The organism is Microbacterium sp. LMI1-1-1.1, from assembly GCF_040815675.1.
GTDB lineage: Bacteria > Actinomycetota > Actinomycetes > Actinomycetales > Microbacteriaceae > Microbacterium.
In genome coordinates this window covers 161,842-188,644 of sequence record NZ_JBFPNN010000001.1, presented here as the reverse complement: position 1 = coordinate 188,644, position 26,803 = coordinate 161,842, and the positions used below count along the sequence as shown (strand labels likewise).

20 protein-coding genes and 1 tRNA gene are annotated in these 26,803 nt (G+C 72.8%); 9 read left to right on the top strand and 12 right to left on the bottom strand.

Annotated elements, in window-relative coordinates; translation table 11 throughout:
- Positions 1–3: 3 nt before the first annotated feature.
- Entirely contained in the window at positions 4–3,702 is a 3,699-nt protein-coding gene (locus tag MRBLMI1_RS00870; protein WP_367727527.1) for an AAA family ATPase, read from the bottom strand.
- Positions 3,703–3,902: 200 nt separating this feature from the next.
- On the opposite strand from MRBLMI1_RS00870, the gene MRBLMI1_RS00865 reads away from it, so the two are divergent.
- Positions 3,903–4,436 (top strand): methylated-DNA--[protein]-cysteine S-methyltransferase, encoded by a 534-nt coding sequence (locus MRBLMI1_RS00865; RefSeq protein ID WP_367726256.1) that lies wholly within the window; start codon positions 3,903–3,905, stop codon positions 4,434–4,436.
- Between the two features lie 80 nt (positions 4,437–4,516).
- Here the strand turns inward: MRBLMI1_RS00865 and MRBLMI1_RS00860 are convergent, their stop codons facing one another.
- Positions 4,517–6,133, bottom strand: a complete 1,617-nt coding sequence (locus tag MRBLMI1_RS00860; RefSeq protein ID WP_367726255.1) for a solute symporter family protein — start codon at positions 6,131–6,133, stop codon at positions 4,517–4,519.
- Complete coding sequence (locus tag MRBLMI1_RS00855; RefSeq protein WP_367726254.1) at positions 6,130–6,483, bottom strand: DUF485 domain-containing protein; 354 nt, start codon at positions 6,481–6,483, stop codon at positions 6,130–6,132. The genes MRBLMI1_RS00860 and MRBLMI1_RS00855 overlap by 4 nt, the downstream gene beginning before the upstream one ends.
- Positions 6,484–6,567: 84 nt before the next feature.
- Here MRBLMI1_RS00855 and MRBLMI1_RS00850 point away from each other — a divergent pair, with 84 nt between their 5' ends.
- The 3 genes from MRBLMI1_RS00850 (at position 6,568) to MRBLMI1_RS00840 (ending at position 9,321) form a co-directional block, all read left to right on the top strand.
- The gene (locus tag MRBLMI1_RS00850; RefSeq protein WP_367726253.1) at positions 6,568–7,476 is read left to right on the top strand and encodes a helix-turn-helix transcriptional regulator; all 909 of its coding nucleotides are present in this window, start codon (positions 6,568–6,570) and stop codon (positions 7,474–7,476) included.
- Positions 7,477–7,589: 113 nt separating this feature from the next.
- A complete protein-coding gene (locus MRBLMI1_RS00845) occupies positions 7,590–7,874 on the top strand; it encodes a Fe-S cluster assembly protein HesB (RefSeq protein ID WP_367726252.1) in 285 nt (94 codons plus the stop codon).
- 154 nt (positions 7,875–8,028) lie between these two features.
- Entirely contained in the window at positions 8,029–9,321 is a 1,293-nt protein-coding gene (locus tag MRBLMI1_RS00840) for a hypothetical protein (RefSeq protein ID WP_367726251.1), read from the top strand.
- A 33-nt stretch (positions 9,322–9,354) separates the two neighbouring features.
- Here the strand turns inward: MRBLMI1_RS00840 and MRBLMI1_RS00835 are convergent.
- Both MRBLMI1_RS00835 and MRBLMI1_RS00830 read right to left on the bottom strand, forming a co-directional pair.
- Positions 9,355–9,430, bottom strand: a tRNA-Arg gene (locus tag MRBLMI1_RS00835).
- Positions 9,393–10,175 carry an NRDE family protein gene (locus tag MRBLMI1_RS00830; protein ID WP_367727526.1) on the bottom strand — a complete coding sequence of 261 codons (783 nt, stop codon included), beginning with the start codon at positions 10,173–10,175 and terminating at the stop codon, positions 9,393–9,395. The genes MRBLMI1_RS00835 and MRBLMI1_RS00830 overlap by 38 nt, the downstream gene beginning before the upstream one ends.
- A gap of 231 nt (positions 10,176–10,406) precedes the next feature.
- Here MRBLMI1_RS00830 and coaBC point away from each other — a divergent pair, with 231 nt between their 5' ends.
- Positions 10,407–11,609 carry a bifunctional phosphopantothenoylcysteine decarboxylase/phosphopantothenate--cysteine ligase CoaBC gene (gene coaBC / locus MRBLMI1_RS00825; RefSeq protein WP_367726250.1) on the top strand — a complete coding sequence of 401 codons (1,203 nt, stop codon included), beginning with the start codon at positions 10,407–10,409 and terminating at the stop codon, positions 11,607–11,609.
- 141 nt (positions 11,610–11,750) lie between these two features.
- Here the strand turns inward: coaBC and MRBLMI1_RS00820 are convergent, their stop codons facing one another.
- From MRBLMI1_RS00820 to MRBLMI1_RS00805, 4 genes are all read right to left on the bottom strand, one after another.
- Positions 11,751–12,956 carry a DUF2510 domain-containing protein gene (locus MRBLMI1_RS00820; protein WP_367726248.1) on the bottom strand — a complete coding sequence of 402 codons (1,206 nt, stop codon included), beginning with the start codon at positions 12,954–12,956 and terminating at the stop codon, positions 11,751–11,753.
- 85 nt (positions 12,957–13,041) lie between these two features.
- Positions 13,042–16,455 carry an error-prone DNA polymerase gene (locus MRBLMI1_RS00815; RefSeq protein WP_367726246.1) on the bottom strand — a complete coding sequence of 1,138 codons (3,414 nt, stop codon included), beginning with the start codon at positions 16,453–16,455 and terminating at the stop codon, positions 13,042–13,044.
- Between the two features lie 30 nt (positions 16,456–16,485).
- The gene (locus MRBLMI1_RS00810) at positions 16,486–18,030 is read right to left on the bottom strand and encodes a DNA polymerase Y family protein (RefSeq protein WP_367726244.1); all 1,545 of its coding nucleotides are present in this window, start codon (positions 18,028–18,030) and stop codon (positions 16,486–16,488) included.
- Positions 18,030–18,755, bottom strand: a complete 726-nt coding sequence (locus MRBLMI1_RS00805) for a hypothetical protein (protein WP_387053796.1) — start codon at positions 18,753–18,755, stop codon at positions 18,030–18,032. Before MRBLMI1_RS00805 ends, MRBLMI1_RS00810 begins: the two co-directional genes overlap by 1 nt.
- Before the next feature lie 181 nt (positions 18,756–18,936).
- Between MRBLMI1_RS00805 and MRBLMI1_RS00800 the strand changes: the two genes are divergently transcribed.
- Genes MRBLMI1_RS00800 through opgC form a run of 4 tightly spaced genes read left to right on the top strand, consistent with a single transcriptional unit; the run spans position 18,937 to position 24,184 of the window.
- Entirely contained in the window at positions 18,937–20,940 is a 2,004-nt protein-coding gene (locus MRBLMI1_RS00800) for a glycosyltransferase family 2 protein (protein WP_367726243.1), read from the top strand.
- A 1-nt stretch (position 20,941) separates the two neighbouring features.
- On the top strand, positions 20,942–21,277 hold the full coding sequence (locus MRBLMI1_RS00795; RefSeq protein WP_367726242.1) for an STAS domain-containing protein: 336 nt from the start codon (positions 20,942–20,944) through the stop codon (positions 21,275–21,277).
- Complete coding sequence (locus MRBLMI1_RS00790; protein ID WP_367726240.1) at positions 21,270–21,686, top strand: ATP-binding protein; 417 nt, start codon at positions 21,270–21,272, stop codon at positions 21,684–21,686. The genes MRBLMI1_RS00795 and MRBLMI1_RS00790 overlap by 8 nt, the downstream gene beginning before the upstream one ends.
- A gap of 8 nt (positions 21,687–21,694) precedes the next feature.
- Positions 21,695–24,184, top strand: coding sequence for an OpgC domain-containing protein (gene opgC / locus MRBLMI1_RS00785; protein WP_367726239.1), 2,490 nt, complete (start codon positions 21,695–21,697; stop codon positions 24,182–24,184).
- Positions 24,185–24,235: 51 nt separating this feature from the next.
- On the opposite strand, the gene MRBLMI1_RS00780 is transcribed toward opgC, so the two are convergent.
- The 3 genes from MRBLMI1_RS00780 to MRBLMI1_RS00770 all read right to left on the bottom strand — a co-directional run bounded on the left by MRBLMI1_RS00780 (position 24,236) and on the right by MRBLMI1_RS00770 (position 26,686).
- The gene (locus MRBLMI1_RS00780) at positions 24,236–25,387 is read right to left on the bottom strand and encodes a GAF domain-containing SpoIIE family protein phosphatase (protein WP_367726237.1); all 1,152 of its coding nucleotides are present in this window, start codon (positions 25,385–25,387) and stop codon (positions 24,236–24,238) included.
- Between the two features lie 120 nt (positions 25,388–25,507).
- On the bottom strand, positions 25,508–26,065 hold the full coding sequence (locus MRBLMI1_RS00775; RefSeq protein WP_367726236.1) for a cysteine hydrolase family protein: 558 nt from the start codon (positions 26,063–26,065) through the stop codon (positions 25,508–25,510).
- A 123-nt stretch (positions 26,066–26,188) separates the two neighbouring features.
- Positions 26,189–26,686: an HNH endonuclease gene (locus tag MRBLMI1_RS00770; protein ID WP_367726235.1), complete on the bottom strand. Its 498-nt coding sequence runs from the start codon at positions 26,684–26,686 to the stop codon at positions 26,189–26,191.
- Positions 26,687–26,803 lie beyond the last annotated feature (117 nt).

The window sequence follows — 26,803 nt, the reverse complement described above, 5'->3', positions numbered from 1 at the left end:
CCCTCAGTCGGGGAGGTCGAGCTGCTCGGTCGTCGCGCCCGTCGGCGGCTCGTCCGAGACGACGCCGAGGAGCTCCGCGATGCGGGCCGCGACGCCCGCGGGGTCGCTGTACAGGTCGAACGCGTGGACGCGCACGTAGTGCCATCCCAGGCGGCGCAGGATCTGCGGGCGCAGGCGCAGGGTCTCGCGCAGCGACTCGCCGATCGTCTCCGGATCGCTCTCGGCGACGACCGCCTTGCCCTTGTACCGCGCGACGAGCGGGAGCAGACCGCGGTAGTCGACGTCGACGGTCACGCCGAGGTGCCGCAGCTCGCGCGCGAGGGCGCGGGTGAGCGGGTCCGCGAGGTCCTCGAGGCGGCTCTCGCGACCGCGGGCCGCGACGTTGCCGAGGATGCCCATCAGCGTCGCGGCGCCGTGCTCCAGGCGACCGTCGTCGAACGCGGACGGCCGGATCGAGGAGACGATGACCATCGACCGCCGCGCGCGGGTCATGCCGACCGTGAGCAGTCGCTCGCCGTCCGGGGTGGACAGGTCGCCGAAGTCGCTGAGGACGCGCCCGTGCCGGGTGAGGCCGAACCCGAGCGAGAACACCACGCGGTCGCGGCTCTCGGCGACGGACTCCTCGAGCGTCAGGACGGCGAAGGGCTCCGCCGCGTCGCGCGAGACGAACGCGGCGACGTCGGACCGGCCGGCCAGGGCCGCCTCGACCGCGGCGCGCACGCGCTCGGCGTGCCGACGGCTGGCCGTGACGACCATGAGCGACTCCGACGCGCGGTTGACGGCGTGCTCCACGACGAGGGTCACCACGCGGGCGACCTCGGCGTCGGGGCTCTCCACCGCGCCGGTGACCGGATCGGGGGTACCCGTGCCTCCCTCGACGTAGTCGACGCTCAGGCTGCCGCGGCCCAGGTACGACCCGGCCCAGGGCAGCGACACGATCTCGCCGCCGTAGAAGGCGTCGTTGACGAGCTCGGCGAGATCCTCGCCGCCGGCACGGTAGCTGCGTGTGAGCGTCTCGACCGGCAGCAGCTCGGCCACGCGTTCGAACACGGAGGTCTCGTCGAACGGCACCTCGACGTCGTCCTCGACTCCTGCCGAGATCGCCGCGCTGACGCGGAACGGGGTCGGCTTCTGCGTGACCGGGTCGCCGAACAGCACGACCTGCCGCGCCCTGCGGAGGGCAGGGGCCGCCTCGGACAGGCACAGCGCGGCGGCGTCGGCGACGATCACGACGTCGAACGCGAGATCGTGCGGGACGTCGGGCACCTCGTAGGGAGAGGCCAGCCACACGGGGGCGAGGGTGCGCAGCAGCGTGGGCGCGGCATCCGAGATCTCCTGCGCGGTGTGCAGGCCGTCCTTGAGGACGTTCTTCAGCGCGGCCGCCTCGTGGGCGTGGTCGACGATGCCGATCCGCCACTGCGTGGCCAGCTTGGTCGCCAGCAGCGGTCCCGCGGCGGCGGCGTGCGCCTCGTCGACGAGGCGGAAATCGCGTTCGAGGCGGTCGACGACGGTCGTGTTGGCGCCGAGCAGCGCACGATCGGTGCGCAGCAGGTGCTCGAGGGCGGACTGCCACCAGGCGAACTCGAGCTCGGCGCCGACCCGCTCCTCGGGGACGTGCCGCACGGACAGCTCGACCAGCAGCGGTTCGAGGCCGAGACGTGCGAGCTCCGAGCGCAGCTGCGCGCGCTCGACGAGGTTGTCGAAGAAGGTGGACTCCGCGGCGAGGCCGGCGAGCGTGCGGACGAGGCGCTGCACGGGCAGGGTCGCCAGGCGGTCCGAGCCCTGTCGTCCGAGGACGGCGTCCAGCTCCGCCAGGAGCGAGTCGACCCGCTGCCATCCGACGTGCACGTCGCCCAGGCCCAGCGGCACCTCCGGGGTCACCCCGGCGTCGACGACCCGCTGCCACTCGGTGCGCTGCTGCTGGATGCGGACGAGGGCGTCGTACATGTCGGGGACGTGCACCCCCGGGCGCACGTACTCCTTCGACAGCCGGCGGAGACGGCGACGGTTGGGCCCGCTCATCGCGGAGCCGTCGCGACGCGGCGAGTGCGCATCGATGAGCTCGCCGAGGGGGCGTTCAAAGACGGTGGGGCTGAAGCGGTCGAGCGACTCGCGGATGCCCTGCAGCAGCTTGAGGTACGCGCCCAGCTCGGACACCGTCTGGAACGGGCGCATGCGCGTCTGCGCGATGAGCTCGTAGCCGCGCTCGAGCAGGCGGGGGACGTCCTGGGCGTGCAGCTTGGCCGCCAGGTCGTGGGCGGCGCGCGCGTCCTCGGTGCGGGTGAAGCTCACGCCGTACCACGGCGAGTCGTCGGGCCCGAAGCGGAACTCGCCGAGACGGGCGGCCGTGGCGAGCGCGCGGGCCGCCGCGTCGCGGCGACCGGCCAGGCGCTCCAGCGTGGAGAGGTCGAGTCGCGCCTCGGTCGAGGGGGCGTGGTCCCCGGATGCCAAGGCGGTGAGGGCGCGGAGGATGTCCAGCGCCGACACCCCGAGCGCGAGGTGCGGCTCGGTCACGGCGGAGCGGTAGTCCCGCAGGACGGCCCGCAGACGCACGAGCGCGTCGTCGATGTCAGCGACCTTGGGCTGCTCGGCCTTCTCGTTGCGCCCGATCGCGCGGATGAGGTCGCGGCGCACGTGACGCGGGGTCACGGCGAGGCCCGCGAGGCCGATGCCCGCCAGGCGGTGCCGGATGCCGTCGAGGGTCGAACGGCGCGCGCTGACCACCAGCACGCGCTTGCCGTCGTGCACGAGCTGGCCGACGGCGTTGATGACCGTCTGCGTGCCGCCGGTGCCGGGGAGGGTGTGGACGGAGAGGGAGTGCCCGGCGGAGATGCGCGCGAGGACGCGTTCCTGTTCCGCGTCCGCGTCCAGCAGCAGCGTGTCGGCCGCGGGCGTCCGCTCGTCGGGGCTCAGCACCGTCGGCTCGTCGCGACGGACCGTGACGCGCTCGCGGTCGTCGACGTGACCGGCCAGCGCGTTCAGCAGCGGGTCGTCGAGGTCGTGCGTGTCGCGCGACATCCCGGAGGCCACGTCGGCGAAGGACGAGATGACCAGACGCGGGTGCACGACGAACGTGGGGATGTGCGTCGTGAGCCGGCGGAGATGGTCGATGACGGGCTGCGGCTTGAAGACGCCCTGGTCGTACGCGAGACCGGCGAGCGCCGCGCTGTCGATCTGGATGCCGAAGTGGGTGCGGAAGGCGCGGGCGAGCTCGGGGTTCATGACGAACGCGCCGTGGAGCTTGAGCTCGAAATCGCCGTTGTGGCGGCGGATGGCCAGCGGACGCAGGAGCACGGGGGCGGACCACTCCACTCCCCCGACCTTCCAGCCGGCGAGGCCGACGGCCAGGTGCACCGGCTCCAGCCCGCGCGCCGTGCGCAACTCGACGTTCTTCGCGGTGATCCGCTCCGCGGCCATGCGCGCCGTGCGCAGGGCCACCTCGTCGCGGAAGAGGTTGGAAAGCATCGTCGCGCGGCCGGTGATGAACTGCGGGAGAGATCCCGGGTGGGCCTTGGTGATGTCGATACCGGCGTCGAGGGCGTCGTCGAAGCGCAGGAGGGTCGACCTCCCGCCGAGGACCGCGGCCTCGGCGCGGATGCGGTCGCGCTCGGGGTCGGCGACGTGGCGCACCACGATGCCGGGCTCCGACAATCGCAGCTCGCCCGGATCGACGGACGACGTCTCGTCACCCTCCGCGCCCATCACGGCGCCACCCTCAGCTCGCCACACGTCTGCCAGACTAGGCGGCGTCTCCGACGATCGCCTGTAGTCAGGCCGAGTTTCGCCGGATCGGACACGCCGACGGATCGGCCGTTCCTCCCCAGCATGCGAACGAGCGGAACCGTCCACGGAACGACGCGGAGGCCCCGCGGGCGGTGGACCGGGATGGACAGGATGACCCCATGAGCAGAATCACCCGCACCATCCACGACACTCCGGTCGGCCCCGCCGTCCTCGTCTTCGTCGACGACGCGCTCGTCTCGCTCGACCTCGCCCACGACGGGATCGACGTGTCCCTTGCGGCTCTCGGCCCGCGTTTGGGCGTGCTGCCCGAGCCGGACGACGCCCCGGCGGCCGCCCTGTGCGCGCAGCTCGACGAGTACTTCGCCGGAACGCGGCGGCAGTTCGAGGTCGCGCTGGACTGGCGACTGATCGGCGGCTTCGCCCGCGAGGCCCTCGAGACCGTCCGCGGGATCCCCTACGGCGAGACGGCGTCCTACGGCGAGGTCGCCGTCATGGCCGGCGCTCCCCGTGCCGCACGCGCCGTCGGCACCGCCTGCGCCAAGACGCCGTTCTCCCTCGTCGTCCCGGTGCACCGGGTCGTCCGCTCCGACGGATCCATCGGCGAATACGGCGGGTACCCCGAGGTCAAGCGGGCGCTCCTCGATCACGAGAGCCGCGTCCTGCTCGGGCGGAGCCTGCGCATCCCCGCCTGACGCGGGCCGAAGTCGCACCGCCCGCGGACGCGGACGGGGCCGGGAGCATGATGCCCCCGGCCCCGCCTCGTCACACAGCCTCAGTGGCTGGTGGCCTTCTCGGCCCCGTGCCCCGTGAGGGAGCGCACGTCCATCTCGGCCGCCTTGCGCGGATCCTCCCGGCGGGAGGAGGTGATCGAGCCGAGCCATCCGAGCAGGAAGCCCAGCGGGATCGACACGATGCCCGGGTTGTTCAGCGGCCAGATCGCCACGCCCGTGTTCGCGAAGACGCTCGTCGGCCCGCCCCAGAACACCGGCGAGAGGAGGATCAGCACGAGCGCCGACCCCAGCCCGCCGTACATGCTCCACACCGCGCCGCGGGTGGTGAAGCGGCGCCAGAAGAGCGAGTAGAGGATCGTCGGCAGGTTGGCCGAGGCCGCCACGGCGAAGGCGAGCGCGACCAGGAACGCGACGTTCTGTCCCTGCACGCCGATGCCGCCGACGATCGCCAGCACGCCGATGACGATGACCGTCCGACGGGCGACCTTGACCTCGCCGTCCGGCGGGACATCGCCCTTCTTGACGACGTTGGCGTAGATGTCGTGTGCGAACGACGCCGCCGCCGTGATGGTCAGACCCGCCACGACCGCCAGGATCGTCGCGAACGCCACCGCCGAGATGAAGCCGAGCAGGATCGGCCCGCCGAGCGCGAGGGCCAGCAGCGGCGCGGCCGCGTTCACTCCTCCGGGTGCGGCGAGGATCGTCTCCGCCCCCACGAGCGCGCCGGCGCCGTAGCCCAGGACGAGGGTGAGGATGTAGAACAGCCCGATCAGCCAGATGGCCCACACCACCGAACGCCGGGCCTCCTTGGCCGTCGGCACGGTGTAGAAGCGCATCAGCACGTGCGGGAGTCCCGCGGTGCCGAGCACGAGGGCCAGGGCGAGCGAGAGGAAGTCCCACGGGTTGGCGCCGTACTGCAGGCCCGGGCCGAGGATCGCCTCTCCCTTGGGCGAGGCCGCGACCGCGCTCTCGAGCAGGGTGTTCAGGTTGAACCCGTTGATCGCGAGCACCCAGATCGTCATGACCAGGGCGCCGCCGATGAGCAGGAACGCCTTGACGATCTGCACCCAGGTCGTGCCCTTCATCCCGCCGATGAGCACGTAGACGATCATCAGGACGCCGACGACGGCGACGACGATCGACTGCCCGACCCGCTCGGTGATGCCGAGCAGCAGCGAGACCAGACCGCCGGCACCGGCCATCTGGGCCAGCAGGTAGAAGAAGCAGACGGCGAGGGTGGTGATGGCCGCCGCCATCCGCACCGGTCGCTCCTGCAGGCGGAACGACAGCACGTCCGCCATCGTGAACTTGCCGGTGTTGCGCATCAGCTCGGCGACGAGCAGCAGAGCGACCAGCCAGGCCACCAGGAATCCGACGGAGTAGAGGAACCCGTCGTAGCCGTTGATCGCGATCGCGCCGCAGATGCCGAGGAAGGACGCGGCCGACAGGTAGTCGCCCGCGATGGCGAAGCCGTTCTGCGGACCGGTGAAGGACCGGCCGGCGGCGTAGTAGTCGGCCGCCGTCTTGCTGTTGCGGCTGGCCCGGATGACGATGAACAGCGTCACCGCCACGAACGCCCCGAAGATCGAGATGTTCAGGATGGGGTTGTTCTCCACCGTCTGCACGGCGGCGTGCACGGAGCCGAAGACCTCGTTCATGCCTCACCCCTCTCGGAGCGCTCGAGGTCGGTGCGCATCTGCTCGGCCAGCGGGTCCAGCCGGCGGTTGGCGTACGCGACGTAGCCCATGGTGATGGCGAACGTCGTGACGAACTGGCCGAGGCCGATGAGCAGGCCCACCGTGATGGCCCCCGACACCGGCTGCGCCATGAACCCCGGCGCGAACGACGACAGCAGCACGTAAGCGAAGTACCAGACGAGGAACGCGACCGCGAACGGGAACACGAAGCTGCGCTGACGCCTCTTCAACTCCCGGAACGGCGCGGACTCCTCGACCGCGATGTAGTCGATGGCACCCTTCGGGGAACCGTCGATCCGACTGTCCGTCATGTGGCCTCCTTGCCTCATGAATCCCCGGCGCCGCACTGCACCGGAAGGGGATATGACCGGGTGGGCCGTGGCATCCCCGGTGGTATGGTCGACGCTACGAAAGGCGGCGACGGAGCCGTCACCCCCGGAAGTAGGTACTGCGTGCAGGCCCCCGCCACCGTTGCCGATGACGCCTCCCTCGTCGCGACCGCCGTGGTCGAGCTCGCCCGGCGCACGCACTTCCCCGTCGCCTTCGGCGGCCTGGAGCACAACGGCGCCGTCCACGTCTCCTCGATCGTCGGCGCGCGCACGCGCAGCATCGAGGGCCTCGTCGTCCACGCGGAGCGCGGTCTCGGCGGGAGGGCGCTCGTCGAACGACGTCCCCGGCTGACGCTCGACTACCGCACGGCCCGGTCCATCACCCATGACTACGACCGCGCCATCCTCGGCGAGGGCATCGCGACGCTCTTCGCCGTCCCGGTGCTCGTCGGCGGGGCCGCCCGCGGCGTGCTGTACTGCGGCTCCTGGGCCCAGGCGCCCCTCGGCGAGCGCGAGGCGCGTCCGGCCTTCGACGTGGCCGGCGAGCTCGGCACGGAGCTGCGCGTGCGGGCCGAGGTGCAGCGGCGGATGTCGGCCCTGCCGTCCGCGGACGAGGGCATCGGCCCCGCCGCCCGCGAGGAGATCCGGCAGAGCTACGCCCAGCTCCGCAGCATCGCCGCGACGGTCGGCGACGGCGACGTGCGCCGGCGGCTGGAGGAGCTCGAGGCGCGCCTGGCCGCCCTGTCGGGCGACGCCCCCGAGGTCCGGGACGCCCCCGACGTGCACCTCTCCCGTCGCGAGATCGACGTGCTCGCGTGCGCGGCCGTCGGCTCGACGAATGGCGAGATCGGCGAGGCCCTGCACCTGCGCGAGACGACGGTCAAGTCCTATCTCGCCTCGGCGATGGCGAAGCTGGACGCATCGACGCGTCACGCCGCCGTCGCCCGCGCGCGCCGCGCCGGGCTGCTGCCCTGAGCCGGCTGCGACCTTCGTGAGAGAACGCTGGCAATGATGCCCTCAGGTTGACCCTCCGTCCCGATCTCGGAATCGTGGCTGGCTCCTGACGTCGACACAGAAGGAGAGTCGCCATGCTGACACTCACGGAAGAGGCCACCAGCGCCGTCAAGACGATCACCGCCCAGTTCCCGGATGCCGCCCAGGGCGGCGTCCGCATCGAGGGAGCGGGCTCCCCCGACTCGCAGTTCCGGCTGTCCGTCGTGGCCGAGCCGGAGCCCGCCGACGCCGTCGTGGAGAACCAGGGCGCCCGCGTGTTCCTGGACACGGATGCCGCCGAGGTCCTCGACGACCGCGTCCTCGACGCGCAGCTCGACGGGCAGGGCGGCGTGCAGTTCGCCGTCACCGAGCAGGCCTGACCGCCGCGCGGTCCCCACGATGCCCCGGCCGCGTGCCGGGGCATCGTCGTGTCCGGGTCTTCCCGGCTCGTCGCGCGCCGTTTGTTCACCTCCGTGCCGGATGCTGGGAGCAAGCCCGCCCGGACGCCCCGGCGTCCCCGACCCCGAGGACCACGTGCCCACCGCATCCGCCCGTCGCCGCGCCCTCGCGGTGCTGGCGGCGGTGGTCGCCTCGGTGCTGACGGCGACGCCGGCGACGGCGGCGACCGGTTCCGACGGGGCCCGGCTCGGCGTCTCGACCTTCGACCCGCGCCCGCAGGACGCCGCGGGACCGGGAGCCCCCGGCATCCAGGATTCCGCCCAGCTCGCGCCCGTCGTCCGGGCCGGCGACCGCGTGCTGTTCGTCGGCAACAGCTTCACGCAGGGGTTCGAGGAGCCGACCGTGTCGTACGGCAGCGGCACCGTCGACGATCTGAACGACAGCGGCACCGGCGGGGTGCCGGGCATCGTGTCGCGGCTGTCCGCCGATCTCGGCGTGCCGCTGGACATCAGCCTCGAAGCCGTCGGCGGGCAGTCGCTCCAGTGGCACCTGGAGAACCGGCCGCACGTCTTCGACGAGCCCTGGGACGCCGTCGTCGCCCAGGAGTTCAGCCTGTCCGCGCTCCCTGCCGCGCACGGCGGGTCGAGCGCGTCGTTCCACGCCGCGGCCCGGACGATGCACGACCGGGTCCGCGCCGCCTCGTCGGCCACCCGGACGGTGCTGTTCGAGACGTGGGCGTCGCCGACGAGCGTCCGCCTGCAGGGGTACGGGGAGGGTCCGTCGGCCCTCCGGGCGATGCAGGACGACCTCGACGCCGCCTACGCGGACGAGGCGCTCACCACGGGGTGGACGCGCACCGCTCCCGTGGGGGCCGCCTTCGTCCGCGCGGTGGAGGAGGGCGCCGCCGACGGCACCCCGGCGGACGGCGTCGCCCCCGGCACGGCACGGCTGTGGAGCGCGCAGGACGATCGCCACGCCGCAGCAGCCGGGAGCTACCTCGCCGCCGCCGTCCTGACGGCGACGCTGACGCACCGCAATCCCCAGCTGCTGCCCGTCGGCCCCGGCAGCGCCGCGTCCGAGCTCGGCCTCGACGCCCGGACGGCCGCGGCGCTGAACCGCGTGGCCGCGGAGTCGGTCCCCGTCCCGCTCGCCGTGGACGCGGTGTCGCGCGACGTGTGCTCACCGCGGGCGAGCGTCGTGCGCGTGCAGGTGCGCAACCACGACGACGTGCCCGTGCGGGTGCGGGTGCCGGGAGTCCGCGGCATCCCGAATCCCGTCGTCCAGCCGGACGGGGAGACCGTCGTCGCCGTGCCGGTGAACCGCCGTCAGCGCCTCCCGTCGCCGTTGAGCGTCAGCGACGCCGCGGACGGGCGGACCGATCGCACGTCGGTGCGCATCTCCGCGGAAGGCTGTCTCGGCGGCGGTTGAGGGTGGACGCTCCCCAACGGGGGAGGCGGCCGGTGGTGCCCCCGACAGGATTCGAACCTGCGACGCCCGCGTTAGGAGTGCGGCGCTCTATCCCCTGAGCTACGGAGGCGGACGTCCTCCAGCCTACTGCGCCCCCACGAGCGCGCGAGCAGGCGGTCCTGGATGCCGCCGTCCCACTCCCCCGGCTCGGACAGCGCGGCCTCGCGCACCTCGATGCCGTCGGGTCCGATGCTGGCCGTGCACACGAGGAGGGACTCGAGGACGTGCTGGTCGTGGGCGTCGCGACGCAGCACGGACGACGACGGGTCCGCGGTCCCGGCCGCGACCACGTCCAGCCACGGTGTGAACCAGGCGGCCCCGTCCGCGAGTCCGGCGGCGCGGAACTCCGGCAGCCAGCGGGCGATGCGCGGCGTCCCCGGGTCGTCGACCGCATGGTGGGCGACCATGTGCGTGCCCGGCTGCAGACGGCTGCGACGCGACACGACGCCGTCCCATTCCACGAGGTGCGCGCCGGCGGCATCCACCTCGACGAGATTGAACCCGCGGGTGGGCGGGGTGGCGGGGAGCCCCCCGGACACGGCGGACAGAGGGATGCCGCCCCGGCTGACGACCTCGTCGTCGCGGCGGTCCGAGAGGTCTTCGCGGTTCAGCAGCACGGCGAGACGCCCCGCCGCGAGATCCACGGCGAGCCAGGCGCCGCCGGCGCGGTCGTCGCGGACGCCGAGGACGTCCCCGTGCTCGGGCCACCACGGGCCGAGACCGCGCCAGGGACGGTCGCGTTCCTCGTCGCGGACGGCGAGCAGACGGACGGGGTCGCGCGGGTCGACCGGGACGTCGATGACGACGGTGCACACGGCATCCACGCTACCCGCGCGCCGAGCTCCCGGGCCCGTCCGCCGGGCTCGTCCGCCGACCGGACCCGTCCGCCGACCGGGCGCCGGCTCGTCCGGATCCCGGCGGGCCCGTCTCCCGAGGTCGGGGCAGGAAACGCTCCGCGCCGGGGGAAACGCCGCGACGCGGCGCTTCCCCCGCGAGAGAGCGTTCACCGTGAGGAGAGGGATGCGCGGACCTGGAAGACTGGGACGATGTTCGTCGTCGTCGGGGTCACCGGGGGAATCGCCGCCTACAAGACCGTCAGCCTCGTGCGGCTGCTCGTGAAGGCGGGGCACGACGTGCACGTCATCCCCACCGACGACGCGCTGCGCTTCGTCGGCCTGCCGACGTGGGAGGCGCTCAGCCGCAACCCCGTCACGACATCGGTGCACGACGACGTCGCCAAGGTGCGGCACGTCGCGCTCGGCCAGTCCGCCGAGCTCGTGATCGTCGCCCCGGCCACCGCGAACACCCTCGCCGCGATGACCGCCGGACTGGCCTCCGACCTCCTCGGCACGACGCTGCTGGCGACCACCGCCCCCGTCGTCGTGGCTCCGGCCATGCACACCGAGATGTGGCGGCACCCCGCGACGACGCACAACATGCGGGTGCTGCGCGAACGCGGCGTCCACGTCGTCGGTCCCGCCGACGGCGTGCTCACCGGAGGCGACTCGGGACCCGGGCGGATGTCGGAGCCGGAGGACATCGTCGCCGCAGCGCTCGCGCTCGTCGAGCGTCCCCACGATCTGGACGGCCTGTCGGTCGTCGTCAGCGCCGGCGGCACGCGCGAGCCGATCGACCCCGTGCGCTTCCTCGGCAACCGCTCGAGCGGACGCCAGGGAGTGGCCCTCGCCCGCGCCGCCGTCGCGCGCGGTGCGCGCGTGACCCTCGTGGCCGCGCACCTCGAGGCCGACGTCGTCCCCGATCCTCGGGTCGAGGTCGTCCGCGTCGGTACGGCCGCGGAGATGCAGAGGGCGATGGATGCCGCCTCCCCCGACGCCGATGTCGTCGTCATGGCCGCGGCCGTGGCGGACTACTCCGTCGCCGCGGTGTCCGAGCGCAAGCTCAGCAAGGACCGCACCGGCGGCGACACGCTGACGCTGGAGCTCGTGGAGAACCCCGACATCGTCGCGGGTCTGGCGAGCCGCCGCCGGCCCGGCCAGACGATCGTCGCGTTCGCGGCCGAGACCGTCGCCGACGAGGCGGAGCTCCTGGAGCGCGCGCGTGCCAAAGCCGCACGCAAAGGCGTGGATCTGCTCGCCGCCAACGCGGTGGGGTGGACGCAGGGCTTCGAGTCGCAGGAGAACGCCGTGGTCGTCGTCACCGGGGCCGGGGACGTCGTCAGCCGGGCGGCCGGGTCGAAGGACGAGACGGCCGACGCGCTCTGGGACGCCATCGCCGCGGCCCGCGGCTGACTCCTCGGCAGTGCGCCCGGCCGCGACGACGGAGAACGCCGCGGCATCCTGCTCCCCGCCTCTCGCTCCGCTCGCGCGACGCGGTGTCCCGGGATGCGGACGGCCCCGGTCGCCGAAGCGCCGGGGCCGTTCGCCGGGGGCTCAGTACGCGCCGATGCCCGCCTGCTGCATGATGACGAACGTCCGGTCGAGCAGCCACAGGACGAACACCGTGCCGATGATGAACGCGAGGGCCGTCGAGGCGATCCACACCCACAGGGGGGTGAGCCCCTTGCCCGTCTGCCGGCGGACGACGACGCTGCGGCCGATGAGGTACACCGCGTTCGTGCTGATCGCCAGGATGAGGAAGCTCCACGCCCAGTGGAACGGACGGTCGACGCCCCGCGCGCGCAGGGTGCGCCAGTCGAGGAACGAGAACACGACGACCGCGGCGTTCAGCAGCAGCGCGAGCAGCGTGAAGCCGGAGATGGTCCCGAGGAAGGCGAGCGATCCGGCGCTCGACGAACCGTAGATCGAGCTGTACACGGACGCCTCGATGGCGCCCGTCCAGTCGAAGAGGAACAGCGACAGGGTGCTGACCAGGGGCAGCACGGCCAGCAGCCAGATCCAGACGGTGGTGGGGTCGCCGGCCCGCGCGGGGGTCGATGCCCCTCCGGTCGGGGAGGCGGAGTATCCGGCGGCCGCACCGTACCCGGCCGCGGCGCCGTATGCGGGAGCGGCGGCGGCGTACGGGGTGGTCGGAGAGCTGCCGTACCCGCTTGCCGGAGCGGAGCCGTACCCGCTCGCCGGGGCGGAGCCGCCGGGCGGCGGGACGGGGGCGCCGCTGGAGTACGGCGGCGGGACGGGCGCGCCGCTGGAGTACGCGGGCGGAGTCAGGGGTGCCGGCGGGGCGGGACGGTCGCGGTCGGCGGCCTCCGCGTCCCAGGCGGCGGTGCGGTCACGGCGGGCGTCGGCGTCCTCGGCACCGTCGTGACGGCCGTCCGCCGCGTCGCCGCCCTCGTGCGGAGCGGCGTCGCCGCCCTCGTGACGGACGTCGGCCGCATCGCGACGGGCGTCGGTGGTCGGCGCGGCGGCGTCGACGGGCGCGGGGTGCACGGGCGCGGCGTCGGACGAGGTCTCGTGGACGGACGCGGGGTGCGCCGGCGCGGCATCGCCGAAGACGACCGCCGGCTCCTCCGCCGACGGTGCGGTCCCGGCGTCCGCGGCGCTGTCCGCGGCGTCGGGCGCGGGAGCGTGAGCGGGCGGACGCAGCTCGTCGGTCCAGCTCGCCCCGTCCCAGCGGCGCAGGTCGCCGCTGCCGGCGGGGTCGGGATACCAGCCCTCGGGCGGGTTGGGCGTGTCGGTCATGTCGCTCCCTCGGAACCGGGTCTCGGAGCCCCGAGTCTAGTGAGGGCGCCCATGCACGGCCCGGAGCCGGGCGGGCTTTCACCCGTCACCGGAAGTCCCGCGAGACGTGCGCGACCCCGACCCGCAGATCCGTGAAGCCGTCGGCGACGAGGTTGGTGACGCCCTCGACGGAGCGTTCCAGCATCCCGCGCACGATGAGCGCCGGGGACTCCCGGGCGACGCGCCGGTACCTGTTCCAGACGCCGACCGAGCAGATGATGTTCATCAAGCCGTGCTCGTCCTCGAGGTTGAGGAAGGTGATCCCGGATGCCGTGGCGGGACGCTGCCGATGGGTGACCAGCCCCGCGACCTCGACGCGACGATCGGTCTCGTGCGTGCGCAGCTCGCGGGACGTGATGACACCGCGCGCGTCGAGCGCGGCGCGGAAGTGCGTCATCGGGTGGTCGTCGGTGGACAGCCCCGTCGCCCACAGGTCGGAGGCGAGCACCTCGTAGCTGGACGGGTCGGTGAACAGCGGCGGCTGCACCGCCACCAGCGAGTCGGGCAGGAACTCCGGGCGGTCCTGCGCCGCCGACCCCGCGAGCCAGATCGCCTCGCGGCGGGTGTGGCCGAGGCTGTCGAACGCCCCGGCGGTGGCGAGGGCCTCCAGCTGCGCGGCGACGAGCCCGGTGCGCCGCACGAGGTCGCGCATGTCGCGGTAGGGGCCGTTGCTCTCGCGCTCGGCGACGATGCGCTCGGCGACCTTGGTCCCGATACCGGTGACCTCGGCCAGCCCCAGACGCACGGCGAAGGAGCCGTCGCGACGGTGGGCGTCGGTGTCGTCGGGCGCCGTCGGGTCGAACTCCCCCGTCGGCGGCTGATGCGCCGCGGCGCACGCGTCGAGTCCGCTCGCCGCGCGGGGCCCGTCGTCGGCGACGGGCTCGAGACCGGCCTGCACCCCCGAGCGCAGCAGGTCCGGACGGCGCACCTGCACCCCGTGACGGCGCGCGTCCGCGGTCAGGGTGGCGGGCGAGTAGAAGCCCATCGGCTGGGCGCGCAGCAGCCCCGCGAGGAAGGCCGCGGGATAGTGCAGCTTGATCCACGAGCTGGCGTAGACCAGCAGCGCGAACGACAGCGAGTGCGACTCCGCGAAGCCGAAGTTCGCGAACGCCTGGATCTTGGCGTACAGATCGTCGGCGACCGTGCCGACGAGCCCGTTGTCGGCCATGCCGGCGTACAGCTTCTCGCGCAGCTGCTCGATGCGTTCGAGTCCGCGCTTGGACCCCATCGCCCGGCGCAGCAGGTCGGCATCCTCGGCGGAGCAGTTGCCGACGGCGACGGCCATCTGCATGAGCTGCTCCTGGAACACCGGGACGCCCATCGTGCGCTCGAGCACCGGGCGCAGGCGTTCGTGCACGTACGTGATGGGCTCCTGGCCCAGCTTCCGCCGCACGAACGGGTGGACCGCGCCGCCCTGGATCGGCCCGGGCCGGATGAGGGCGATCTGCACGACGAGGTCGTAGAACCGCCGCGGCTGCAGGCGGGGCAGCAGACCCATCTGCGCCCGGGACTCCACCTGGAACACCCCGATCGAGTCGGCCCGGCAGAGCATGTCGTAGACGGCCTTCTCCTCCTTGGGCAGGGTCGACAGCTCCCACGTCTCGCCGGTGGCATCCCGGATCAGGTCGAAGCAGTACTGGAGGGCCGCCAGCATGCCCAGGCCCAGCAGGTCGAACTTGACCAGGCCCATCCAGGCCGCGTCGTCCTTGTCCCACTGGATGACCGTGCGGTCCTCCATGCGGGCGTGCTCGATCGGCACGACCTCCCCGACCGGGCGATCGGTGAGCACCATCCCTCCCGAATGGATGCCGAGGTGTCGGGGCGCCTTCAGCAGCTCGGCCGCGAACTCGATGACCTCGTCGGGGATGTCGTGGTCGGCCCCCGTCTCGAGGGTCGCGCCCCAGCGCTCGACCTGCTTGGACCAGGCGTCCTGCTGACCGGGCGAGTGCCCGAGGGCCCGCGCCATGTCGCGCACGGCGTTCTTGGGCCGGTACTGGATGACGTTGGCGACCTGGGCGGCGCGGTCGCGCCCGTAGGTGGCGTACACCCACTGGATGATCTCCTCGCGCCGGTCCGAGTCGAAGTCGACATCGATGTCGGGCTCCTCGTCGCGCAGGCTCGACAGGAACCGCTCGAACGGCAGCTGGTAGAAGATCGAGTCCACCGCCGTGATGTCCAGGAGGTAGCAGACGGCGCTGTTCGCCGCCGAGCCCCGCCCCTGGCACAGGATGCCGCGGCGTCGGGCCTCGGCCACGATGCCGTAGACGATGAGGAAGTAGCCCGGGAAGTCCTTCATCTCGATGACGGCGAGCTCGCGTTCGATGCGGTCGCGGTCGTCATCGGACAGGTTCGGGTACTTGCGGGGGACGGCATCCCACACCAGCTGCCGCAGGTACGACATGGGGGTGTGGCCGTCGGGGACGGTCTGGCGCGGCAGCGCCGGCTTCGCACGGCGCAGCGGGAAGGCCAGCTCGTCGGCGAGCGTCACGGTGCGCGCGACCGCGCCCGGGTAGCGCGCGAACCGCGCCGTCATCTCGGCTCCCGAGCGCAGATGGGCGCCGGCATGGGCGGGGAGCCACCCGTCGAGCTCGTCGAGGCCGCGGTTCGCTCGTACAGCCGCGACGGCGGCCGCGAGCATCTGCTTCTGCGGTGCCGCGTAGTGGACGTTGTTGCTGGCGAGGACGGGCAGTCCGCGCTCGGCCGCGAGGGCGGCGAGCACGTCGTTGTGCCGGGAGTCCAGAGGATTGCCGTGGTCGATCAGCTCGACGTCGACGGCGTCGCGCCCGAAGAGGGCGACGAGCTCGTCGAGTGCCCGAGCCGCCCCCGCCGGCCCCTCGGCGGCGAGCGCCTGACGCACGGTGCCCTTGCGGCATCCGGTGAGCACGGCCCAGTGCGGGTCGCCGGGACCTCCGGAGCGTTCGGCGAGGTCGGCGAGGTCGTAGACGGGCCGCCCCTTCTCGGCGCCGGTCAGCTGCGCGTGGGTGATCGCCGCGGCGAGACGGTGGTAGCCCTCCTCGCCCCGGGCGAGCACGAGCAGGTGGGATCCGGCCGGATCGGCCTCGCCGTTCTGCGGTCCGGGCAGGCCGAGGGACAGCTCCGCACCGAAGACGGTGCGGACGCTGCGGGCCTCGGCCGCCTCGGCGAAACGGACGATGCCGTAGAACCCGTCGTGGTCGGTGAGGGCGAGGGCGTGCAGTCCGAGGCGCTCCGCCTCCTCGACGAGGTCCTCGGGCGAGGACGCCCCGTCGAGGAACGAGTACGACGAGTGCGCGTGGAGCTCGGCGTAGGGCACCGTGTCGGCCGGGCGCTGGATGCGCGGCGGCACGTAGGGACCGCGCTTGTGCGACCATGCGGGACTGTCTCCGCCGTCGCCGCCGGAGGGCGTTCCCGTCGGACGCTGCGCGTCGCTGAGCGCACGCTCGAGCTCGGACCACTTGACCGGCGGGTTGTGCCACCCCATCAGCGCGCCGCCGTCCGGAGGACGGATGCCTCAGTCATATCGACCCTCCGCCCGCCACTCCCCTTCTTCGGCGACGAGCAGCCACGCGCCGCCGTCGTCGTCGACGACCTGGAACCGGTGCGCCCGCCGCCGCCGCAGCGGGTCCCATCCCCGCTCGCTGATGGGCCAGGGACCCGCCCACTCCCGGATACGCCGCCGCTGCCCGCCGGTCACCAGCACCGCCGGCGGCGCGCTCAGCACGTCGCGCTCCCCGACCGTCACCGTGGCCCCCGCGATGTCGGTCACCTCGATCAGCCGCGGCTCGGGGTACACTGTGGCCGGCAGCGGGTCGGGGAGACTGCCCGGCCACGGCCGCGAGCGGTCCTTCGCGGTGACGGCGCGATCCCCCCAGGGGACGAGGACCTGCCGCTCAGCGAGCCATCGCCCGCCCCCGATGACGGGCGTGACGACGCCGCGGTGGCCGAGCATCGCCTGCACGCGGGAGAGGGCGTGATGGACGCGTTCGTCGGAACCGGCGCCGAACAGCCCCTTGGCGTGGTGGGCGGCGTCGTCGACGGCCTCGGGCTCGATGTGGACGCTCGCGACCCCGCTGCCGAAGATGCCCTGGCCGTCCTCGGCGAGCTGCCAGCGCACGCGGTCGACCACCGCTGCCGCGTCGAACGAGCCCGGATGCAGCCAGACGCGCTCGCTGCGCTCGGCCCGCTCCCCCGTCAGGACGACCCGCAGCTCGGTGCAGACGAGGTTGTGCGCCCCCAGCTGGGCGACGAACTCCTCCGCCGCGACGCGCATCCCGAACGCGATCTGGTCGGCGAGGTCGAGCGGCGGCTCGAACGCCACCGTGCGGTGCAGCTCGGGAGGGGGCGTCCGCGGGACGACGGGCTGCGAGTCCCACCCGGCCGCCAGCGCGTGCAGCCGCGTCCCCCGCTCGCCGAACCGTTCCCGCACGCGGCTGACCGGCATGGCGGCGAAGTCGCCGAGGGTGTGGACGCCCAGACGCGACAGCAGCCCCGCGAGCTCGTCGTCGTCGAGTGCGGCCACCGAGAGCGGGGCGAGGAAGGACCCGGCCTCCCCCGGCGGCACGATGCGGACGGTCGCGGCGTCGGGGGCGGTGCGGGCGGCCTGGTCGGCCGTGAAGATGCCGTCCGCGACGCTCGCGCGGACGTCGAGGACGTCGTCGGCCGCCAGCAGCCGGAGGAGCGTCCGGGCGGCCTCCTCCTCACCGCCGTAGTACCGCGCCGGACCCCGCGCCCGCAGCGCGCAGAGCCCCGGGCGGACGATCTGCACGCCCGGCGCGTGCTCCTCGATGCGCGCGACGAGCGGCGCGAACGCCCGCGCGTCGCGCACGGGGTCGGCCGCGACGACGGTCAGCGCGGGGCACAGCGCCTGGGCGTCGCGACGCCGCTGGCCGCGCCGGACGCCCTGCGCCCGGGCCGCCGCCGAGCAGGCGGTGACGATGTTCTTCTCGAAGACCGCGATGGCCGCGTCCGCGCGGGGCGGCGTGGTCGCCTCCCGGCGCAGGGCGGTGACCGGCCAGTCGGGGAACCACAGCACGAGGCTGCGCGCGGGCGCCTGCATCACCCCACCGCCCGGGTGCGGTAGTCCGCCACCTCGTCGCGGTGGCGCGGCACGAGACGCTCGGTCGGGGCGCCGAGCAGCTCGATCGTGCCGTCGGCCGCCGGCAGCAGCATGCGCGCCCGGCGCGCGTTCGGCGACCGCCGGCTGCTGACCGACACCGTCAGCTCGCGCCCCGCCAGGTATCCGTGTCCCTGACCGAGCCCCGACCAGCGCGGATCCGCGACGTCGATCACCGCCTCCGCCTGCGGCCAGGCCCCCTGCACCAGCAGCACGGTGCCGCGGTCGCGCATCCGGGCGGCCAGCCGCGCGGTCTCGGCCCCGCCGCGCCCCGCGGTCGATCCCGCGGGCGGCCGTACCGCGACCACGGGCAGCACCTCCGCGATCGTCGCCGTGACCGCGAGCCACCGCGGACCGGGATCGGGGATGAACACGAGGCGGTCGAGGTCGAGACCGTACTTCTCCGCCGCCTCGGCGCCGAGCTCGGGCATGCCGATGACCCCGCACCAGGCGCCGTCCTGCGAGGGACGGGCCATGAGCGCGAGCAGCAGCGACATCGACCGCGCGACGGCGTAGGCCGATCCCGACCGCAGACCGCCGCCGGGCAGCAGGGCGGTGAACGCGGGGTGGGTGGGCAGCACGGGGGCGTCCATCCGGCGGCCCTGCATATGCTCGAGCCGCGCCCGCAGCGCGTGGACGTCGGGCACGGCCTGCACCTGGTCTCGCACGATCGCCCTCACTCCCACAGGTTAGAACATGTGTTCTACACTCTCAATCCCTGTGGTCGAAGATACGATCGGCCTCCGACATCGCCCCCCGAGCCGGTGGCATCCATTTCTCGCAACGCCGTTGCTTAATTGTCAGAGCTGCGAGATTTCTATGAGGATGAGGGGTGGAAGAGGAGGGCGCATGGTCGTCGAGACAACGATCCGCCGCGACGAGAAGCGGCGGGAGGCCCGACGTCGCGAGACGTCGATCGTCCGTCGACTCGCCCTCGTCCGCATCGTCGCCCTGGTCGCCGTCCTTGCCGGGCTGAACTACATCGTCTGGCGCTGGCTCGCCTCGGTGAACTGGGAGTCGTGGTGGATCGCGGTCCCCCTCGTGCTCGCCGAGACCTACAGCTTCATCGACTCGCTGCTGTTCGCCATCGGCGCCTGGCGCCTGCGCGAGCGGCACGATGCCCCCACGATGCGCCGGCAGGCCACCGTGGACGTCCTCGTCACCACGTACAACGAGCCCCTCGACCTCGTCATGGACACCGCGCGCGCCGCCAAGGCCATCCGGTATCCGCATGAGACCTGGATCCTCGACGACGGCGACCGGCCCGAGCTGCGCGCCCTCGCCGAGGCGGAGGGCATCGGCGTCGTGACGCGGTCCGAGGCCTGGCGGGACCGCCCGCGGCACGCCAAGGCGGGCAACCTCAACAACGCGCTCATGGTCACCGAGGGCGAGTTCCTGCTCATCCTCGACGCCGACCAGATACCCTCCCCCGACATCCTCGACCGCACGCTGGGCTGGTTCGAGGACGAGAAGGTCGCCCTGGTGCAGACGCCGCAGTGGTTCGTCAACGTGCCCCCGAGCGACCCGCTCGGCAGCCAGGCGCCGCTGTTCTACGGCCCCATCCAGCAGTCCAAGGACGGCTGGAACGCCGCGTTCTTCTGCGGCTCCAACGCCATCCTGCGTCGCGAGGCGCTCATGCAGCTCGGTGTCTCCCGCTACGTCGGCGAGGTGACGCTCGCGGTGAACCGGGGCGTCCGCTCCTCGCGCCGCGTGCTCGCCCGCGCCCGGCGGGACTTCGGCTCCGACCCGCGGGTGGCTGCGGCGCTGGACGCCGTCTCGACCGCGCTGGACGACCTGCGCACCGGCATCGCCCGCGGCGACGCCCTCGCCGACCTCACCTACTCCTTCCAGCAGCGGATCCAGGCCGTGCGCCGCGAGCTGAGCGATCAGGACATCGCCGACGTGCGGGCCGAGCTCGCCGCCCTGGCGGAGATCACCGGCGACCCCGCCTCGCTCGCCGCCATCGACGAGACGACCCTCGACGCCCTGGGCGACCGGCACCTGTCGCCGCTGGCGGCGGTCGAGTCGGTCAGCATGCTCGTGGACTCGTTCGACGTCGGGCGCGAGGAGGAGGCGCAGGCCGTCATGCCGCTGGCGACCATCTCGGTGACCGAGGACATGGCCACCTCCATGCGCCTGCACGGTCTCGGCTGGCGGTCGGTGTACCACGACGAGGTTCTCGCGAAGGGGCTGGCCCCCGAGGACCTGCCCACGATGCTCACGCAGCGGCTGCGCTGGGCGCAGGGCACCATGCAGGTCATGTTCCGCGAGAACCCGCTGCTGCAGAAGAGCCTCGGCTGGGGACAGCGGATCATGTACTTCGGCACGATGTGGAGCTACCTGGCCGGCTTCGCCGCCGTCGTCTACGTCGCCGCCCCCATCCTGAACCTGTCGTTCGGGGTCATGCCGGTCCAGGCCTTCAGCCTCGACTTCTTCGCCCGGTTCATCCCGTTCTTCCTCGTCAACCAGCTGCTCTTCATCGTCGTGGCGAACGGCCGCCCCACCTGGCGGGGCGCGCAGTACTCCCTCGCGCTCTTCCCGGTGTGGATCCGCGCCGTCACCAGCGCGTTCGACAACGTCTACCGCGGACGCTCGCTCGCCTTCTCCGTCACCCCGAAGACGCGCTCCCTCGAGAACCGCCCGCGCTGGGACCTCGTGAGACCCCAGCTCTTCGTCATGGCCGCGCTCGTGGCGTCGCTCGTCATCGTGGCGATCCGCTTCATCGCGGGTCAGGCTGACGGCATCGCCCCGTTCGTCAACATCGCCTGGGTCCTCTACGACCTCGCCGTCTTCAGCATCATCATCCGCGCGGTGCTGTACTCCGCCTCCGACCACGAACCGAAGGGTTTCTGACATGCTCCAGGTCGACATCGACTCCCGTGACGGCGCGACCGTCGTCGCTCCGCGCGGCCGTCTCACCATGGTCTCCGCGCGCTCGTTCCGCGAGACGGTCACCGACGAGATCGCGCGCACCGGCGGCTCGGTCGTCGTCGTCGACCTCTCGGCCACCGAGTTCATCGACTCGTCCGGCCTCGGCGCGCTCGTCGCGTGCCTGAAGACCGCCCGCCAGTCCGGTGGCGACCTGCGGCTGGCCGCCCCGACCGAACAGGTCACGATGGTTCTCGGCCTGACCAACCTGGACCGCGTCCTCCGCCCGCGCGCCACCGTCGACGAGGCCCTGCGTGACTGAGATCCCCGTTCGGCGCTCTCTCGATCTCGCCGTCGAGGTCGAGAGCATCGAGCTCGTCCTGGACGCGCTCTCGGCGTGGTGGCTCGACGTCGGCGATGTCGAGCCCCGCGTCCGGTTCGGCTTCGACACGGCCGTGATCGAGATCGCGGGGAACGTCGTCGAGCACGCGCCCGCGCACCGGGGGCCGGGCCGGTTCACCGTGGAGCTCACGGCCGACGCCCGCACCGTCTCGGCCACCGTGTCCGACGACGCCGACCCGGTGGACGTCGACCTGAGCGCCCCGACGATGGCGGACGTCGACCAGGAGAGCGGCCGTGGACTGGCTCTCGCCCGCGCCGGGGTCGACCGCCTGCGCTATCAGCGGGTCGGCGACCGCAACGTCTGGCGGTTGGAGAGCGAGCGCGCGTGAGACACACGGTGAGACGACTCGCTGCGGCACTGGCGCTCGTCGGAGCCGCGGCTCTGCTCGGTGCGGGACCGGCGACCGCGGCCACGGACGACCGGACGACCGCGGCGACGGGCGACGTGCGCTACGGACCCGAGCTGAACTGGGGCGACGACGGCCCCGACGGCTACCGCGACCGCCTCGGCGAGACCCCCGCGGTCTACGCCGTCCGCATCCCCTACCCCCTCGACGACCGGGCGCGCGCCGAGTGGCAGCGCGCCGCCTTCCAGGTGGCGGGACAGGGCGCCGCCCTCATGCTCACGCTCGAGCCCACGGTGGACCTGTCGCGCCTGAGCGGGACGGATGCCGCCGCCCTCAACACGCAGCTGGAGGACTACGCGACGCAGTACGGCACGCGGCAGCTGGTGCGCTTCGCGCCCGAGATGAACGGGTCCTGGCAGAGCTGGGGTCAGCAGCCGACCGCCTACGTCCGCGCCTTCGAGCAGGTTGCCGACGCCGTCCACGCCGGATCCTCCGACGCCGAGACGGTGTGGGCGCCGTCGTACGGCGCGGGATACCCCTTCGAGCGCGCCGACGGACGGCTCGACGCGCTGTCGGCACGGGACCTGCGCGTCCTCGACACCGACGGCGACGGTCTGCTCACCGAGGCGGACGACCCCTACGGCCCCTATTTCCCGGATCGGGATGCCGTGGACCACGTCGGTCTGACGATGTACTACTTCGGCAAGGGCGAGGCCGCCGCGGCCGCCGGACGCGACGTGCCGCTGGAGACCAACACCGCCCCCGCCGAGGGGGAGGTCGCCGGGCGGCTGGACGAGCGGTGGGGCTACACGACGACCCCGCAGGAGTCGTTCTACGACCGCTTCGCGGTGGACGAGGGCCTGCCGATGGTCCTCGACACCGGCGCCCTGTACGACTTCGCCCGCGAGGGCGACACCGAGCTGGCCGTCAAGCAGGGGTGGTGGCGGCAGGTCCTGGCGGAGCTGCCCGCCCACCCGCGCATCGACACCGTCACGTGGCTCGAGACCGTCCGGCCCGAGGCCGAGGCCGGTGACCGCGAGGTCGACTGGCGCGCCACGGCCGACGGCGAGCTGGCCGCCGCGCTGCGCTCGGACCTGGTGGCATCCGGTCTCATCCGCTGGGGTCCCCTGACCGAGGTGATCACCCCGCAGGAGGGCTCCGCGACCACCGTGCAGGTGCGCGAGGACGCCGCCCCCGCCAACGACGAGATGAACTGGATCACCGGCAGCGCGGCCGTGCTCGCCGTGGCCTTCCTCGCCTCCGGGATCGTGGGACGGCTGTTCCCGAAGTGGCGGTACGACGACACGTCCGCGAGCCGCGACCTGCGCATCGACATGATCCGCGGGTTCATCATCGTCGTCGTCGTGGTCACGCACATCGAGGTCACGAGCCCGTACGCCTACGCCGCGCTGAAAGCCGTGGGGGCCATCACCGGCGCCGAGCTGTTCGTCCTGCTGAGCGGCATCGTGCTCGGCATGGTCTTCCCCGCGGCGATCAAGCGGGGCGGCGAGTGGGCCGCGGCGGTCGGGGCGTGGGCCCGCGCCCGCAAGCAGTACATCGTGGCACTGGCCGTCGTGCTGCTGATCTTCGCCCTCGGCTTCGTCCCCTTCATCGACGCGACGAGCATCACGACGTTCACCGACCGCGGCACCGGCGAGGGCGGCACGGGCGACTCCGGCCGCGTGTACGACCTGTACCCCAACGGCGAGCGCCTGCTGGACTACCCGCCGCCCTGGTACGCCGTCCGGCAGCTGCTGCTGCTCGAGATGGGCCCGTGGCCGTTCAACATCATGGGGCTGTTCGTCGTCCTCAGCCTGGCGTACCCGGCGCTCATGTGGCTCATCCGGCGCCGACTCTGGTGGGTGGTGCTCGCCGGGAGCTGGGCGCTGTACCTGCTGCACGTCTTCGTCTCGGAGTACCCGCGTCTGCCGTCGCAGTTCGAGGCGGTCTTCCCGCTGTTCATCTGGCAGGTGCTGTTCACCCACGGTCTCGTCATCGGCTACTACCGCCGGCAGATCATCCGCGCGCTGACGACGCTGCCCGGCAAGATCGTCACCGGTGTCTTCGTCGTCGGATACGCGGGGTTCCTCGTCTACCTGTGGGCGGGCGAGACGTACGGGTTCACCCCGACCCCGTTCCCGGCCGACCTCTACGCGGGCCTGTACGACTCCGGCTACCAGCGCATCTTCCTCGACTGGGGCCGGCTCGTCGACCTGCCCCTGGTCCTCGTCTGCAGCTACGCGGTGCTGACGGTGGCGTGGAAACCGCTCGAGAAGAGCATGGGCTGGCTGTGGATCCCCCTCGGCCAGGCGAGCCTGTACGTGTTCATCGTGCACGTGTTCTTCGTGCTGGCGGTCTCGAACATCCCCGGACTCGACCGCGCCAGCCTCTGGCAGGGCACGCTCATCCACACGGCGGTCATCGCGATCATCCTGCTGATGGTGCGCAAGAAGGTCCTGTTCTCCGTCATCCCGCGCTGAGCGGGCGGAGAAGGGATGCCACCGGGCCTCGGCGCCGGTGGCATCCCGGGGTCAGTGGATCGCCACCACCACGGCGGTGACGTCGTCGTCGACGGCGTGCGTGGACACCCGCACCGCGAGCTCCTCGAAGAAGCGGTCGGCGCGGGCGGCGCGACGCAGGTCCTCGCCGATGAGGCGGAGGCTCTCGAGGGTCGAATCGTATGCGTCGAGCGCCCCGTCCGAGACCGAGACGATGAGGTCGCCGCGGCTCACGGCCGACGAGCCGGCCTCCCACGGCATGTCGGCGGGACGCAGGCCCAGCGGGAGGTTGCGCGAGCTCAGGCGCTCGTCGCTCCCGTCCGGGTGCAGGACGAGCGAGAGCCCGTGGCCCGCGTCGACGTAGTCCAGCCGGCCGGCGCGCGTGTCGATGACGGCGTGGAAGATGGTGGCGAAGGTGTCGCGGAACCGTCGGTCCGCACCGGCTTGGCTCTCGACGGAGGTCAGCGCCCCGACCGGGTCCATGTCGCGTCGCTCCTGCATCGCCCGGAGCAGCTCGTCGGCGAATCCACCGGCGATCTCGCCCTTGCCCATGACGTCGGCGAGGGTGACCACGACGCGGCCGCCCACCTGCATCCAGCCGCTGCGGTCCCCGCTCACCGCGCCGTGCGGGATGGCGAGGGAGGCCAGGTGCACCTCGCTGCCGAGGTCTTCTTGGTGCGTCTCCGGCGACGTCGCCGGGGCGGCCTCGTCGGGACCGGGCTCGCTTTGCCGCAGCTCCGCCTGCGCCCACGCCCCGAAGCGCTGCAGGGCGGCGCGCTGGTCGCCGTCGAGGGTGCGCGGGGTGTCGTCGAGCAGGCAGAGGGTCGCCACGGCCTGGCCGTCGTCGGTGCGCAGCGGCACACCGGCGTAGAACCGCATGCCGTAGTCGGTCACGGCCTTGCGGTCCCGGTACCGGTCGTCCGCCGCAGCGTCGCGGATCTCCAGGACGCCGTTCTGCCGGATCGTCTCGGCGCAGAACACGTCCTCGGGGGCGGAATGACCGATGGCCGGTCCGGGCGGCTGCGACTTCGTGTAGACCGTGTCGTCTCCGACGATGTTCACCAGCGCGAAGTCGACCTGGAAGAGGTCCTGTGCCAGTCGCGTGATGCGGTCGAACCGTTCCTCCGGCGGCGTGTCCATCAGACCGGTGCGGTCGTCGGTGTCGCGTGGCAGTTCAGAGGTCACGGGATCGATCCTTCCGCAGACGACGGTTCTCCTCCGACCCTATCGAGCCCGGCCGGGCTCGGTTGCCCGCTTCGCAGACCGGACCGGGATCGTCGTGATCCGTCCCCCGCGCGGCCGTCGTCAGACCAGGTCCGCGGTCCGCACGACACGCGCGAACCCGCCGCCCTGCAGGACCAGCGCGGTCCCGGCCATGAGGTCCGCAGCCGTCCGCGTGACGCGACCGACCCCCGCGACCTCCTCGTCCAGGTCGAACGTGCGCGTGGCATCCAGCACGACCGTCGTGTCGTAACCGAGGTTGCCCGCCATCCGCGCGGTCGTCTCGACGCACATGTTGGTCTGGATGCCGCAGACGACGACCTCCTGGATGCCGCGCTCCCCCAGCCACGCGTGGAGGTCGGGCTCCCCGTAGAACGCCGAGTTCACCTGCTTGGTGACGAGGACGTCCGCCTCGGCAGCCGCGACCGCGGCCACGAGGGCGTTGCCCGGCGACGACGGATGCAGCGGGGACCCGGGCGAGACCGAGTCGTGCCGGACGACGACGACGGGCTCGCCGGTGCGACGCCAGTGCTCGATCAGGGCGGCGACGTTCTCCTCGCAGTCGGGGTTGGTCGTGGCGCCCCAGAAGGCGAGGTCGTCGAATCCCTGCTGCATGTCGATGACGAGGAGAGCGCGTGTCATGCCCTCATCACATCACCCGCCGGCCCGGCGCCTCGAGTGTCCGGACGGACGTCGACCGACGGATCACCGCCACTCGGCGCCGACGTCTTCGGGCAGGCGGTTCCTCGGACGCGGCGGGCGAGGTCAGGCGGCCAGAGCCAGGTACGGCTCCCAGCGCGGGTCCGACTTGTCCACCCCGCGCACCGTCCAGGAGGATCCCCGGGGAGGGCCCGGGACGAGCCGGAGCTCCCACGCCATCTCGGCCGGGGTCCGATCGCCCTTGACGTTGTTGCACCGCAGGCAGCAGGCCACGAGGTTCTCCCACGTGTCCTTGCCCCCGCGCGAGCGCGGCTGGACGTGATCGATCGTGGATGCCGCCTTGCCGCAGTACGCGCAGCGGTGGGCGTCGCGTCGCAGCACCCCGCGACGGGTGACGGGGACGCGACGGGCACCGGGCACGCGCACATAGCGCGTCAGGATGATCACCGCCGGGCGATCGTACGTGGACGCAGCCGTCCACACCGGATCGCCGTCGATGCACTCGACGACGGTGGCCTTCTCGTTCATCACGAGCACGAGGGCTCGCTTGAACGACACGACGGCCAGCGGTTCGTATCCCGCGTTCAGCACAAGAGTGCGCATTTCCTGTCCTCTCGAATGGCCGAGACGGCTTCTCGGATGTTCGACTCGCGACGGCGGGAGGGGCGGCAGGGGTATGAAAAAGGGCGCTGTCACACAGACAGCGCCCTGGAGGTCGCG

Bases quoted from the DNA above. Each gene is read 5' to 3' on its own strand.
- MRBLMI1_RS00870 (WP_367727527.1), bottom strand. From the start codon at position 3,702: ATGGGCGCGGAGGGTGACGAGACGTCGTCCGTCGATCCGGGCGAGCTG.
- MRBLMI1_RS00865 (WP_367726256.1), top strand. From the start codon at position 3,903: ATGAGCAGAATCACCCGCACCATCCACGACACTCCGGTCGGCCCCGCC.
- MRBLMI1_RS00860 (WP_367726255.1), bottom strand. From the start codon at position 6,133: ATGAACGAGGTCTTCGGCTCCGTGCACGCCGCCGTGCAGACGGTGGAG.
- MRBLMI1_RS00855 (WP_367726254.1), bottom strand. From the start codon at position 6,483: ATGACGGACAGTCGGATCGACGGTTCCCCGAAGGGTGCCATCGACTAC.
- MRBLMI1_RS00850 (WP_367726253.1), top strand. From the start codon at position 6,568: ATGGTCGACGCTACGAAAGGCGGCGACGGAGCCGTCACCCCCGGAAGT.
- MRBLMI1_RS00845 (WP_367726252.1), top strand. From the start codon at position 7,590: ATGCTGACACTCACGGAAGAGGCCACCAGCGCCGTCAAGACGATCACC.
- coaBC (WP_367726250.1), top strand. From the start codon at position 10,407: ATGTTCGTCGTCGTCGGGGTCACCGGGGGAATCGCCGCCTACAAGACC.
- MRBLMI1_RS00820 (WP_367726248.1), bottom strand. From the start codon at position 12,956: ATGACCGACACGCCCAACCCGCCCGAGGGCTGGTATCCCGACCCCGCC.
- MRBLMI1_RS00815 (WP_367726246.1), bottom strand. From the start codon at position 16,455: ATGGGGTGGCACAACCCGCCGGTCAAGTGGTCCGAGCTCGAGCGTGCG.
- MRBLMI1_RS00810 (WP_367726244.1), bottom strand. From the start codon at position 18,030: ATGCAGGCGCCCGCGCGCAGCCTCGTGCTGTGGTTCCCCGACTGGCCG.
- MRBLMI1_RS00800 (WP_367726243.1), top strand. From the start codon at position 18,937: ATGGTCGTCGAGACAACGATCCGCCGCGACGAGAAGCGGCGGGAGGCC.
- MRBLMI1_RS00795 (WP_367726242.1), top strand. From the start codon at position 20,942: ATGCTCCAGGTCGACATCGACTCCCGTGACGGCGCGACCGTCGTCGCT.
- MRBLMI1_RS00775 (WP_367726236.1), bottom strand. From the start codon at position 26,065: ATGACACGCGCTCTCCTCGTCATCGACATGCAGCAGGGATTCGACGAC.
- MRBLMI1_RS00770 (WP_367726235.1), bottom strand. From the start codon at position 26,686: ATGCGCACTCTTGTGCTGAACGCGGGATACGAACCGCTGGCCGTCGTG.